This is a genomic window from Ruegeria sp. CK2 (assembly GCF_056536585.1).
The window spans coordinates 1-12,552 of sequence record NZ_JBQFPW010000008.1 but is presented as its reverse complement, the minus strand read 5'-3'; the positions used below and the strand labels follow the sequence as shown (position 1 = coordinate 12,552).

Below are 12,552 nucleotides of genomic sequence, written 5' to 3'. Positions count from 1 at the left end.
TCGAACCCGGTTGATAACACCGATACTCATGCCCGCAATACTTTGAACGATGGATGAAGCTACAACAACATTTGAAATCTTTGTTCAGAATAAGTTTTCTGATCTCGAAGTGTCTTCGGTGGCAACTGTTCTATCAACAGCCAACCAGGTCTTGAATCGGAAATGCTTTCGTTGGGTTTTTGTATCGGACACACCGGGTTTGGTACAAAGTCGCAACGGGATGATCGTAAGGGCTGAACCGTCGGTTTTTGATCACAACCTGAAAGAATTTATGGTTGTCGTCGGTGGTGACCGAATAAATTCAAGTGCGTGGTCACCAAGGGCCAGAGCGATGCAACGAAGCAATCGTCATGTCGTGATGCTGTCAGAGGCGGCAACCGCATTTATTCGTGCCTATCGAAGTAGAAGCTTTTGCGCGACCACTCATTGGCGCGATGTTCAGATTTTGGAGGAATTGGGTGACTTTCCAAATGTATCGCTTCGATATGCTGAGGTCTCTGGAAGTCTAGTCACGTCGACAGGGGGAAACTACACAAGCGAGTTGGTCATTGATCTCATCGCCAGTAGTTTATCACACCAAGAAAAAGCGGAAATCGGCAGTCGTCTGGTTCTGCAATCGATCCGCGACAGAAGGTCCAAACAGCCCTGCGGTACAACCTATTTGATGAACGCGTTCGGTCCACAAATTCTTAGGGCTATTCGGATTATGGAAGATAACGTCGAATGCCCGATTTCGACACGAAATATCTCCATGAGGTTAGGATTGTCGGTTCGTCAGCTTGAGCGAGTGTTCACGAAATACACCGGAACTTCTCCAGGTCGATACTACAAAAAGATTCGGGTCGGGAGAGCACACAACCTTGTCACAGAAACCAACATGACACTGGTCGATGTCGCGCTGGCCACCGGTTTCGGATCTGTTGCAAGCTTAACCAGCGCGTATCGAACCGAATTTGGGAAAAGCCCGCGCGAGATACGAGTTAAGGGTGGGCACAGCTTAGAATAGGTATGATTTCAATCCTGTCCTGTCCTGTCCTGTCCTGTCCTGTCCTGTCCTGTCCGAACCTGCGGCTCAAATAAACAAAAAAGGCTGCGCGAACTATCGTTTAGCGCAGCCCGTTCCTGATTGAAGGAATTGGATGTTGACCTTTGCCGAAAGGTCTACCCAATGCCCACTCTCTGAGGATTACAACATCATGAGGGCGACGTTGCCGGCTACGACGGCGATTGTCAGCGTGATCATGATGGAAGCATCCTTAATAATTTTTACGCTGTTAGACATCTCGGTGACTCCGGGGTTTGCAGGTGTTTCTCAGGCGCAGCTAGACTTCATTTTGAGTCTGTAGAAGTGCCATTTTTGCATGCCTGATATGCAGTTTCGAGATAGAGGCCGCATTAGGCGAGCTGCAAAAAATGAAGCGTATTGAGTCGTAAGACTGGCGCGTGTCAAAGATTGAAAACACCCAAGACGCAGGTTCAAGACCTTCGGTTATTCACATATCACAAAGTAACAAAGTCAAGATTTGCTCAATTGTTTTGAAGTGAGGCGCCGCGTGAAGATCGTGGCTGTCAGATCTTCATCTGGTTTTCGGATGCGACTTAACAACACCAGTGTGATGATCGCCAAGCATATTGAGACAACCTTATTACCATCATTCAACAAATCAATGAATTTTGAAATACCAGAATTGTTTCAAGAAATAGCCTAAACTACGTCCTTTTGGCACGAAACACCACCTTTCCCGGTCTGCGCTCAAACACGATTTAGATGTGGCAGCAGACCACGACAAAACCACAGGAGACAACCATGAAACATCTACTGATCAGTGCTGCTGTTGCGGTTGCAAGTTTAAGCTTCACACCGGCGTCTGCTGATGATGTCCGTGTTGGCTATGAGACCGTCGACGGCGTCAAGATCTTCTATCGGGAGGCAGGGGACCCTGTCGATCCGGCCATCGTTTTGTTGCACGGATTTCCCAGCTCCTCTCATCAGTACCGAAAGCTGCTCGCCGAGCTGTCTGACGATTATTATCTGATCGCGCCTGATTATCCTGGGTTCGGGTCCAGCGACTTCCCGTCGCCCGACAGCTATAGCTATACGTTCGACAATATTGCGGAGACCGTAGACACTTTCCTTGAGCAGATGGGCGTCGACAATTTCTCGATGTATATGCAGGACTATGGCGCACCCGTTGGGTTTCGGATTGCTACAGCTAGTCCCGAAAAGATTGAAACGCTGATCATTCAGAATGGCAATGCCTATGCTGAGGGCGTTAATCTAGAGACCTGGGCCCCAGTGACCCATCTTTGGGAAAACGGGCGCGATGCAGAATACGAAGCAACGCTGATCCCTAACATCTTCTCGGTTGAAGGCCTGCGCTGGCAATACACGCATGGCACGCGCAATCCGGATGGCATCCTGCCGGACAACTGGCTGCTGGATCACCAGGCGATGAGCCGACCAGGGATGCATGACGTCCAGCTTGGGCTGATTTACGACTATCGCAACAACTTGGCCAGATACCCCGAGTGGCAGGCGTATATGCGTGAACACCAGCCTCCTGCTTTGATAGTTTGGGCCAAGAACGATGCGTATTTCCCGGTTCCGGGTGCCGAAGGCTACCTTCGTGATTTGAAGGATGTGGACTACAACATCCTTGATACCGGACATTTCGCGTTGGAAGAGGATGGCGATGTTATCGCACTGCGCATGCGCAACTTCTTGTCAAAGCGGTTGGCACGTTGACGTGTTCGCAACTCTGTCTTTGAAACAAACTGCCGCGCTGGCAACATGTGGTGCCAGCGCGGCTACGCGGAAAACAAGAAGAACACTGTCTAACGGAGCGACCGGTGACTGAGACATCTATTATCATCAGAGAGTTGAACCGATTTCCTGTAAAAGGCCTGTCCGCAGAGTCGCTTACGTCAGTGAGTGTTGTCGCGGGTGAGGGAATACCAGGAGACCGGCTTTTTGGGTTTGCGCGATTCAATTCGGGCTTCGATCCCGAAGACCCCAAGCCGTTGTCCAAAGATCGCTTCGTTGTTCTCCTGAAAGTTGCGGGTCTGGCGGGTTTGCGAACAATGTTCCATAGCGAGACCCAAGAACTGGAAATCCGGAAAGGCAGTGACACCCGGATCTTCGATATGCGCGATCCGGAGGCCTCCAACGGAGCGGCCGGGTATTTGCACCGCGCATTGGAACTCTCTGATCCACACCCTCCCACTTTTGTGTCTTCGGCACCGCATCGCTTCACTGACGTGTCGGTGGTTTCGCCACAGATGATGAACGCGATCTCGGTTCTAAACCTCAACTCCGTGCGGGACATGGAAAAACGGGTTGGTGCAAAGATACATCCTGATCGGTTTCGGGCCAATGTCGTAGTCGATGGTTTGCCATCATATGCCGAGCTTGATGCGGTCGGCAGTACTTTGAAATTCGGAGAAGTCGCGTTTCGGATTTTGTCTCGCACTAAGCGATGTGCGGCGACTGAAGTGAACCCGGAGACGGCTAAGCGCGATTTGAAAATGCCGTATCTGCTCCGTAAAGAGCTGGGTCACATGGATATGGGCGTCTATGTCGAAGTTGTCTCGGGCGGAACTTTGAACGTGGGGAAGGCCGGGGAACTACAGCTCCCGTAACACTGGCACGACTGTCAACGTGTGTCTGAGCCTCAGCACTCGTAGTTAGTTTCCGTGCGCCTAGTTCAGAACGGATGTGGCTTTCAGGCGATCCTTCGCGAGATCAATAAAAGCCCGGATTTTCGCTGGGGCTCGACGCCCTTCAACATGCACCAGATGGATGGGCAACGGAGCGGGTTCGTACGCTTCAAGAACGGCCTCCAATGTACCGTTCTCAAGATCAGGTCCAACTTGATAGGACAGAACACGGCACAGCCCCCAGCTGCGCTTGGCAACAGAAATCGCTGTTGCCACACTACTGACCGTCAAACGGGGTTTGATGCGCACTGTATCCTGCATGTCATGGCCGAAGCGCCATTCAGTCGTGGGACTGACAGGAGAGGCGGAGACGATTTGATGGGCTTGCAAGTCGGCTGGAATACTCGGTCTACCGTTTGCTTCAAAGTAGCCCGGCGTGCCGCACACTATCCGGCGCACCTGTCCAACACGAACCGCAGCCAGACCGGACGAAGGCAGCTCGCCAATTCTGACGGCGAGATCAAAACCTTCCTCAACCATGTTCACAATCCGATCAACCATCAATACGTCGGCGGTCACGGCAGGGTGTGTATCGAGAAATTCGGTGAGGATGGGCGCTACATAGATGCGTCCAAATTCATTTGAACAGGTTATCCGAAGCTGCCCAACTGGATTTGTCGCCGCACCTTTGGCCGCATCATCAGCGGCCTGCATCTGGGCCAAAACATGGCGCGCGTCCTCAAGATAGGTCTGGCCAAGCTCGGTGAGCCGTACTTTACGTGTTGTCCGGGTAAAAAGGCGCACCCCCAAACGTGCTTCGAGCGCATTAACGCCCCGCGTGGCTGATGGCGCGCTCAGTCCGCTTTTGCGCGCACCGCCCGCGAAGCTCTCTGCTTCGGCAACAGCGATGAAAACTTCAAGACTTTGCAGTCGATCCATATCGGAATCCGCCTCACAATGATCGTTTCATGAAATAATGTCTTTCACACTCGAGTTATTAATTCATTCGATGGCAGAGGTTATCAATACCGAAAGCGCAGATCTTTTTAGACAAAGAGGTACTGGACATGTCAACTGAACCGCCCCGACACCCGTTGCCACCGTTTAGCCAGGCGACGGCTATTGAAAAGGTTCGCCTCGCAGAGGACGGCTGGAACGGCCGGAATCCAGCAAAGGTCGCACTGGCCTATACGGCCGACAGCAAGTGGCGAAATCGGGCGGAGTTCCCGCAGGGCCGTGCCGAGATCGAGGAGTTCCTGACCCGCAAATGGAATAAGGAACTCGACTACAGGCTGATCAAGGAGCTCTGGGCCTATACCGATAACCGTATCGCGGTCCGCTATGCCTACGAGTACCACGACGACAGCGGGAACTGGTTTCGCGCCTATGGCAACGAGAATTGGGAATTCGATGAGAACGGCTTCATGGCCTATCGTCACGCGTCCATCAACGAAAAACCGATAACGGAAGCCGAGCGCAAGTTCCGCTGGCCTTTAGGTCGGCGTCCTGATGATCACCCTGGTCTGAGCGACCTTGACCTATAAGACTTGAAGAGAACGGAAAATCACAATGACACCGATTAAACTGTACCGTAACCCTAAATCCGGACACTGCCACCGCGTCGAACTCATGCTGGCGTTTCTGGATCTGGCCTATGAAACCATTGATCTGGACATGGCCAATGGCGCTCACAAAGCACCGGATTACCTGAAGATCAGCCCTTTCGGTCTCGTGCCAGCAATTGATGACAACGGCTACACCATGGCCGATTCCAACGCGATCCTTGTCTACCTCGTGCAGACCTATGCCAAAGACTCCAAGTGGATGCCACAGGACTCCAAACAGGCAGCCGAGGTTCAACGCTGGCTCACGGTGGCTGCCGACAACATCTATTCCGGTCCATGCGCTGCGCGGTTGGTTAAGGTATTTGGTGCGCCGCTTGATCACGAGGCGGCCGTTGCCAGAGCCCATGCCCTTTTCAAGATGATGGACGCGCATCTGGACGGTCGGGACTGGTTGGCAACCGACAGTACCACGATCGCTGATGTGGCGGGCTACAGCTATATCGCACACGCGCCCGAAGGCGGCGTTGATCTTGCACCATATCCAAATGTCCGTGCATGGCTCGCCCGGGTCGAAGCAGAGCCAAAGTTCGTCGGCATGGCGACCTCGCCGATCCCGGCATTAGCATAGCTCAAAGGACCGCCGCTGTGGTGGCGGTATCCACTTTAGGATTGGAAAGGCAAGTGACATGGCTGATGCATTGGTAGAAAATCCCTTTCACACGGGCGAACGCGAAGCGCAAGAACGGGCCGGTGTTGGCGACATGTCGGAATGGGCTGGAGGGTTTATCCGCGACTACTTGCCGGAGCAGCACCGGGAGTTTCATACGTCACAGCCTTTCCTTGTGGTCGCCGGCGCGGATTCCGATGGCCGAACCTGGGTCACGCTTGTGGATGGCGATGAAGGATTTATTCGCTCGCCCGACAAACGATCATTAACGCTCAACACGCAGATCGACGACCAGGACCCGCTGGCCGATGTATTCAATGCAGGCACAGATGTTGGCGTCGTTGGGATTGAACTGGCGACGCGACGACGCAATCGGTTTAGCGGACACATTCGTAAATCTGCCGACGGCTATGACATCGACATTCGCCAGACCTTTGGCAATTGTCCGCAATACATTCATGAGCGAGCCTGGACCCGTGTTGAACGCGGGATACCTGTCGCGGCAGAAAAAAGTTCACAGCTGTCGCGTTCCCAGATTGCGCTGATTCAGCGTTCGGACACGATGTTCATTGGCTCAGGTCACCAACAGGGCGCGGATGTGCCTTCGCGAGGATACGATGCCTCGCACCGTGGCGGCGCTCCCGGTTTTGTCCATGTTTCTGATGCGGGGCACCTGCACATCCCGGATTACGCAGGCAACAATCTCTTCAACACTATCGGCAACCTGATCACTGACCCGCATGTCGGATTGGTCTTCGTCGACTTTGAGACAGGTGGCCTGTTGCATGTTTCCGGACGTGCAACCGTCGATTGGCAGCCCAAAAACGCGCATGACCCCGATGCATGGCGCATGATCAATGTCGAAATTGACGCCGTCGTTGCGCGTCCTGGCGCAGTTTCTTTGCGATGGGCGAAACAAGATCATCTGACTCGCCGGTTGAAAGTGGCTCGTCGTGTGAAAGAGGCGAAAGACATCACATCCTTTTACCTCAGCCCAGTTGACGGCAAACCGTTGCATTCCTTTGAAGCAGGGCAGCACTTGCCGATTGAAATCCAAATCCCCGGTCAGGTCGGGACCTCTAAGCGCAGCTATTCTTTGTCCGGTGCACCGGGCTCCACGTCCGGGTATCGCTTAAGCATCAAACGAGAAGAGAAGGGTCTCGTGTCTCGGTTCTTTCACGACGAACTCCGGGAGGGTAGCGTCATTGAGGCCTCAAACCCGGCAGGTGACTTCGTGATCCCCTGCAGCAAGTGCCCGCTAGTCCTTGTCAGTGCGGGCGTTGGTGTGACACCAATGGTGTCGATGTTGCACGCAGCAAAGGCGGCAAATGGTGCGCGCCCGGTCTGGTTTGTGCATGGCGCGCGGAACGGACAGGAGCACGCCCTACGCAATGAAGTTGACTGGCTTCTGGCTGACTTCCCTGCAGCACAGCAACACATCTTCTACAGTCGCCCCAACACTGGTGATACTTTTGACACGAACGGTCGGATCACTGCTGCTGCACTACTGGAGATGGTGACTGGACCTGACGCACACTTCATGCTTTGCGGGCCAGCGCGCTTCTTGTCTGAGATCACAAGTGATTTAGAGGCAGCAGGTATACCTGCTGCAAACATTCATTCCGAGATGTTTGGGCCGTCGGCCTAAGCAACCAAGCTCAGAGCGTTTCACCGTTGTTCAAACAGAAGCGCTGGGCGTCGCTCGAGCGTTCTAGATTCCTCGACACCAATGATCATTCTTCTCATTCGCCAAATCTATGAGTCCGCAGAGCCGTGTCGGCATGTTGTGCTTGGCAAGGTAGTTGATGGCGTTTGGCGGCCGAGACAGAGCCATGCAACAGGCTGCATAAACTTGCGGGCCAAATCTGGTGGATCGGTAGGTTTTGTGTAGCCACTGAGCACATGACGAGCAATCTAGATGTGATCGTAGGCAACAAACCACGCAAGCTTTGTGATCTTGTGGTAGCACTCTTCTGCCGCCCCAATCACGCTGCATGCTGGGTCAGTGATCAGGTCCCGCTCTTTCACGATGTAGACTGAAAGCTCCGCTTCTTCGTGTCCTTTTACCGGAATGCCAATTCGCTCAGCAACAGTTCCGACTGACGCAGCGCGAGGTCAACTACTGGCTGCCTTATCCCGCCAGGGATACAGTTCCCGATCCGGCCGGGATGTAAGCGGCGATCCTCCCGGCCTGCTTCGCCAGACGCACTATAACGGGCAGACCATCGGTGGAACGTTTCCACCGCGGCGTCATTTGAGCGGGTGGCACGGTACGCAGTCGAATGTCCTCCATGGCTTCTGAAGCAAAGAAGTCTTGTAACGGATACGATATTTGAGAGTACTCAGCGGGAAACGGGCGCAGCGCCAAACGAGGGTGTCGTGATTATGGATTTCATCCCAAGTTCGAAAGTGAACTGCCGGGCAAGACCATTCTTTTGCAACAAGGTTTGTTTCTAAGTTTCGTCTTTGAGTACGTGGCTTTTGAGGTGACTTTGATCCTGCGCAGCCATTTGATACTCATACTTCCTTGTCATCCTGGGACGACGAGGCGCATCTGATAACCCTGCTCCGGATGCAACCAATTTCCGTTCTGGTAGAACGCAATCATTACATCCCCCTCCAAAGCCTTTGAAACCGGGGTATTTCGGGATTTCTTTGCCGAATCAGCACCTTCCGCCAGTAGTCAAGAGCCCGCGGGATCGACGGCGGCTTCTTCCAAAAAGTGCTGCGAATGGAATACCGGTCCACTCCGCGTTGCCTACCAACCCGTGCAGTTCACCAGCGCTGCGCTGTTGCGAGCACATTCGATAAACGCGGCGCGGTTTACATCGGATACGCCAGTAGATTTGAGATGGAGAACTGCAATGGCCGATCGACCAAGCCGTGAGTGACAAATGGTGCATCTCCGGGTTGATTTTGGGAATGCCAATATGGTGGCGCTCAAAAAACAGACCGTCGGATGTGATGGTCCCGGCAAGCTTTTTATGCGGTATAGAGAAAACGCCCGACCCATCTCCGATGCCTTCAGGAAAAAACCAAGAACGGGAGCTTTCGAACGGTGAAGGTTGACCGCATTGGCTTTGGAGTAGGCCGGGTGCCGAGCTCCAATTAGGAACTCGAAGTGGATTTGAGGGCGCCTAGGTTGTGATCATACCGGCAGGGAAGGCAAGAAGACTATTCTCAAGAAGCCAACGGTGGATGATCAAACTACCTTTTGCAGCGCGGTCTTCGCCCTTTGGGTAGGAATAGGATGAAGACATAGTAGCCTCATATTACAGGTGATTGGGAGGATGATCGTCCTCGGATCGACAGGAATTGTGTCTAAGTGTCTTTGGCGTGTGTGCACGAAAAATCCTTCCCATCGCACTTGCTGTTGTAATGATAGTCCATTTCTAGCCCCCCTGGACCCAGTTTAGACGCTGGTCTCATTCTTGATCGACGAGGCGCCACTCAGTGTGAGATCATTATGCGTCTTAAGAGTTTGGCAGGATTTCGAGATCCGAATATGTATTCAAGAATAGTGATTGTGCTTCGCTCAATGCGCTAGGTAGTCAACAAGAAAGTTGCCGCATGAGACCAAGCGGAACCTCTGGAATTGGCATCCTCAAAATGCTCAAGTCTCCTGCGCTGCATTTGGATATGTCGCAGAAGTTAAGCCCAGCTGTTGATATGATCTGCAACGCTTGTCAACTTGACCCCCAGAATGGCTTCGAGTGAGCCGGTGTCGATGGACATCGCGTCGCCATCCAGCTGTGCGATTGCACCATAAAGATCACCAAGCGCAAAGGCTGCACCTGGGCTTCCCAGAGCATCGCCGACCCGCTGTCCAAACTCCTCGGGCGTTATTGGATCAAAGGCGACATCGCGACCGACCCAGCCGCTAAGCAGCGTCGCCAGCTCAGCGCCAGTGAGCGCGTCCGGTGTGCCAATTTCGAATGACTGTCCGGCCAAGTCGGGGCGAGACAGAGCAGCCACGGCCAACGTGGCTTGGTCCTTGTGCGAGGTCCACTGCATCTTCATGTTGGGCCCCACCGGTGGATAGTCGAGTTTGCCTTCGGACCGCAGCAGCGGCAGGAATATCTCCGGCTGAAGGTTTTCCAGATACACCGCCGATTGCAGAACAATCGAAGGGATACCTGAGTTCAGCACCGCGTTCATGCCTTGGGTCGTAGCATCGACGATCACCGATGAGGGAAACCGGTCGCCAGACGGGCCTCCGGTCACAAAGACCAGTAAGGGCAGCCCAACCTTATGCGCCGCACCAAAGAATGCGGCAGCCCAGTTTTGGCTGTCGTCTGGTCCACTGGGCATCGGGAAGTGAAGGAATGCTGCGTCGACGCCTTCAAGCGCCTTTGCCACGGCGTCTGCATCCGCAAGATCTGCGGCCACCGCAATGGCATCAGGGTGGATTGCTTTGATTTTCTCAGCGTCCCGTGCGATCGCACGGACATTATGGCCTTTGGCCAAGGCTTCGCGAACGACCGGGGCACCTTGTGCGCCGGTTGCCCCAAAGACTGCGACGGTTTTTGAGGTATCGGATGTCATTTCTGGGTCCTCTCCAGTTGGGTTAGTTGCTGGGAAGCTGAGTTGGGTCAGAGGGAACGGTCTCGGGTCGAGCGTAAAAGGCTTGGTGATCCAGTTGTGCCAGTGTGTCGCCCTGCACTCTGAGAACGGTGGGCACTCCACACGATCCAACGGCCTCCATCAGGGCATCTGCCTTTGCGGCGAGGTTTGCTGCTTTTTTTTCAAGCTCGGGCGATCCGATGCGCTCCGCCTCGCCGCGCGCAACGCCTTCTGCAATCAGTGCTTTGACGATCTCATTCCGGTTTGCAGAAGACATACCTTCTCGAAAATGAAGGTTCTCCAGGCGTCGCCGTAAAGCAAACTCTCTCTCCGGCCCCTGATCATGGATCAACGCTGCGGCTTGCGCAGACAGTGCCGATTCCACCACTTCAGTTTCGGGTTGGGCGATGTTGGTTTTGAATGCCTCGCCAAAAGCCCGGCCTGTCAACGCCTCAACGTGAGGTATGGTTTGTAGGATTTGCGCCCCTTTTCCGTCGCTCATCCGGGGCGCATTCGCGCCCTGGAACAGGTGACGATGAAGCACTTCGATTTCGGTTTTGGACTTAGCCAAGGCGTCAAACACCGGTGAAGCCCCGTAGCACCAGCCGCAGAATGTGTCGTAGATCAAGATGAGCTTTTCGTCTGTCATCACAGCCTCCAGTCTGGTTCTCAGCACAGGTAACAAGCTGCTAATGTCAACGAAAGGCAAAGTATATTGAAATACTGTCAGCAAAAAGCTAACAACTTGGAATGAGCCGTCGATACAACCTCAACCGTCTGAGCCACTTCGTCGCTACAGTGGATGCTGGGACAATCACTGGTGCCGCTGAGGCGCTTGGGATTAGCAAGGCGGTGGTTAGCAAACAGCTTCAGTTGCTGGAAGAGGATGTTGGGACGCCTTTGCTCTTACGCAATACACGTCACCTTCAACCGACTGCCGCAGGTCGGCAGTTTTATGAAGATGCAAAATCTGCGCTAACGCAGGCCAACAACGCGTTTGAACGTGTTCAAGATCGGGACAGGGCCCCAAAGGGCACGCTACGCATTACGGCACCGGTGGATTTTGGGGTCTCTTACGTTGCACCATTTATGGCTAAGTTTCAGGATACCTATCCTGAAGTCATGGTGGATTTGCATTTGTCAGACGGTCTGGTCGACATTATCGAAGACCGCTTCGACCTTGCTTTCCGGATCGGCTGGCTCGCCGACTCAAGCAATTTGGCGCGCAAGCTGCTCGATTTTGAGGTGATCGCAATCTGTTCCCCCGCAACGGCCGCACGCGCCGACATCGGCGAACCGGATGACCTGGTTGGTCTTCCGTTCGTTCAGAGTAGCGTCATGTCCGGAAGGACAGAATGGGTGTTCGAGAAAGACAGCCAATCCAAGCCCGTATCTCCGAATGTTGTGTCGGAAATCAACATCACACTCGCGATGGTTGCCCATGTCATGAACGGGTACTGCTATACGGTGCTGCCGGATTTCTTGCTGAAAGACGATCTGCGAAAAGGGTGGTTGAAACGCCTGTTGCCGGATTGGTCTTTAGCGAAGGGTGGCGTTTACACTGTGACACCACCAAACCGTGTTCGCTCAAATGCGCTTCAACGATTCCTTGAGCTGGCTCATCAAAACATCTCGTTATGACGAAGCTAGATTGTTCGTACTTAACTGACGCTCATTCCCGATATGCTCTGTTTAGTTGACATCTCTAGTCTCGTATCCCTGAAACGACACTTACGGCATCGTTTAAGGGAGACGAGAGATGACACAGAATCAAGTACACCTGCCAACTAGCGTTTGTCGTTTGAGAGGCCAGCGGTTCGACGCTATCCGGCACGTTCTGGCTTGCGTTCTGGTAGCTCCGGGTCTCGCTATGCAAAGGCGCTGTCACGCACACCTCCCCCAGATCAGGACAGGATGAGCCAATGGAACTGGCAGGTTGGAACCGTGAGACTTCCCCCTTTCACGCAGGAGAACAAGAGTTGCAGGAACGGCTGGGTATTAAGGACTGGTGAGCAGCCTCATCTGAATGGTCCAATTTGATTGTTAGTGCATCATCGGCCTGTGATCCATCGGGATGATGGTTTCGGGCGCTGGCGGGCG

At 53.6% G+C, this 12,552-nt stretch carries 11 protein-coding genes; 7 read left to right on the top strand and 4 right to left on the bottom strand.

The window, feature by feature from the left end; genetic code table 11:
- The first annotated feature begins 49 nt into the window (after nt 1–49).
- The 3 genes from ACR0BU_RS13275 to ACR0BU_RS13265 all read left to right on the top strand — a co-directional run bounded on the left by ACR0BU_RS13275 (nt 50) and on the right by ACR0BU_RS13265 (nt 3,639).
- The gene (locus tag ACR0BU_RS13275; RefSeq protein WP_480737800.1) at nt 50–1,006 is read left to right on the top strand and encodes a GlxA family transcriptional regulator; all 957 of its coding nucleotides are present in this window, start codon (nt 50–52) and stop codon (nt 1,004–1,006) included.
- An 801-nt stretch (nt 1,007–1,807) separates the two neighbouring features.
- Complete coding sequence (locus tag ACR0BU_RS13270) at nt 1,808–2,746, top strand: alpha/beta fold hydrolase (protein WP_480737798.1); 939 nt, start codon at nt 1,808–1,810, stop codon at nt 2,744–2,746.
- A 104-nt stretch (nt 2,747–2,850) separates the two neighbouring features.
- Nucleotides 2,851–3,639, top strand: coding sequence for an MOSC domain-containing protein (locus ACR0BU_RS13265; RefSeq protein WP_480737797.1), 789 nt, complete (start codon nt 2,851–2,853; stop codon nt 3,637–3,639).
- A gap of 60 nt (nt 3,640–3,699) precedes the next feature.
- On the opposite strand, the gene ACR0BU_RS13260 is transcribed toward ACR0BU_RS13265, so the two are convergent.
- Nucleotides 3,700–4,596 carry a LysR family transcriptional regulator gene (locus ACR0BU_RS13260; RefSeq protein WP_480737796.1) on the bottom strand — a complete coding sequence of 299 codons (897 nt, stop codon included), beginning with the start codon at nt 4,594–4,596 and terminating at the stop codon, nt 3,700–3,702.
- Nucleotides 4,597–4,724: 128 nt separating this feature from the next.
- Between ACR0BU_RS13260 and ACR0BU_RS13255 the strand changes: the two genes are divergently transcribed.
- Genes ACR0BU_RS13255 through ACR0BU_RS13245 form a run of 3 tightly spaced genes read left to right on the top strand, consistent with a single transcriptional unit; the run spans nt 4,725 to nt 7,537 of the window.
- Nucleotides 4,725–5,201 carry a nuclear transport factor 2 family protein gene (locus ACR0BU_RS13255; protein ID WP_480737795.1) on the top strand — a complete coding sequence of 159 codons (477 nt, stop codon included), beginning with the start codon at nt 4,725–4,727 and terminating at the stop codon, nt 5,199–5,201.
- A 25-nt stretch (nt 5,202–5,226) separates the two neighbouring features.
- Nucleotides 5,227–5,850: a glutathione S-transferase family protein gene (locus tag ACR0BU_RS13250; protein ID WP_480737794.1), complete on the top strand. Its 624-nt coding sequence runs from the start codon at nt 5,227–5,229 to the stop codon at nt 5,848–5,850.
- A gap of 58 nt (nt 5,851–5,908) precedes the next feature.
- Nucleotides 5,909–7,537, top strand: coding sequence for an FAD-binding oxidoreductase (locus tag ACR0BU_RS13245; RefSeq protein ID WP_480737793.1), 1,629 nt, complete (start codon nt 5,909–5,911; stop codon nt 7,535–7,537).
- An 882-nt stretch (nt 7,538–8,419) separates the two neighbouring features.
- Here the strand turns inward: ACR0BU_RS13245 and ACR0BU_RS13240 are convergent.
- The 3 genes from ACR0BU_RS13240 to ACR0BU_RS13230 all read right to left on the bottom strand — a co-directional run bounded on the left by ACR0BU_RS13240 (nt 8,420) and on the right by ACR0BU_RS13230 (nt 11,101).
- Nucleotides 8,420–8,569: a molybdopterin-dependent oxidoreductase gene (locus ACR0BU_RS13240; protein WP_366871117.1), complete on the bottom strand. Its 150-nt coding sequence runs from the start codon at nt 8,567–8,569 to the stop codon at nt 8,420–8,422.
- 971 nt (nt 8,570–9,540) lie between these two features.
- Entirely contained in the window at nt 9,541–10,434 is an 894-nt protein-coding gene (locus ACR0BU_RS13235) for an SDR family oxidoreductase (protein WP_480737792.1), read from the bottom strand.
- A gap of 22 nt (nt 10,435–10,456) precedes the next feature.
- Complete coding sequence (locus ACR0BU_RS13230) at nt 10,457–11,101, bottom strand: DsbA family protein (protein WP_480737791.1); 645 nt, start codon at nt 11,099–11,101, stop codon at nt 10,457–10,459.
- Between the two features lie 101 nt (nt 11,102–11,202).
- On the opposite strand from ACR0BU_RS13230, the gene ACR0BU_RS13225 reads away from it, so the two are divergent.
- Entirely contained in the window at nt 11,203–12,093 is an 891-nt protein-coding gene (locus tag ACR0BU_RS13225; RefSeq protein WP_480737790.1) for a LysR family transcriptional regulator, read from the top strand.
- The last annotated feature ends 459 nt before the right edge of the window (nt 12,094–12,552 follow it).

Bases quoted from the DNA above. Each gene is read 5' to 3' on its own strand.
- ACR0BU_RS13275 (WP_480737800.1), top strand. From the start codon at position 50: ATGGATGAAGCTACAACAACATTTGAAATCTTTGTTCAGAATAAGTTT.
- ACR0BU_RS13270 (WP_480737798.1), top strand. From the start codon at position 1,808: ATGAAACATCTACTGATCAGTGCTGCTGTTGCGGTTGCAAGTTTAAGC.
- ACR0BU_RS13260 (WP_480737796.1), bottom strand. From the start codon at position 4,596: ATGGATCGACTGCAAAGTCTTGAAGTTTTCATCGCTGTTGCCGAAGCA.
- ACR0BU_RS13255 (WP_480737795.1), top strand. From the start codon at position 4,725: ATGTCAACTGAACCGCCCCGACACCCGTTGCCACCGTTTAGCCAGGCG.
- ACR0BU_RS13250 (WP_480737794.1), top strand. From the start codon at position 5,227: ATGACACCGATTAAACTGTACCGTAACCCTAAATCCGGACACTGCCAC.
- ACR0BU_RS13245 (WP_480737793.1), top strand. From the start codon at position 5,909: ATGGCTGATGCATTGGTAGAAAATCCCTTTCACACGGGCGAACGCGAA.
- ACR0BU_RS13235 (WP_480737792.1), bottom strand. From the start codon at position 10,434: ATGACATCCGATACCTCAAAAACCGTCGCAGTCTTTGGGGCAACCGGC.
- ACR0BU_RS13230 (WP_480737791.1), bottom strand. From the start codon at position 11,101: ATGACAGACGAAAAGCTCATCTTGATCTACGACACATTCTGCGGCTGG.
- ACR0BU_RS13225 (WP_480737790.1), top strand. From the start codon at position 11,203: ATGAGCCGTCGATACAACCTCAACCGTCTGAGCCACTTCGTCGCTACA.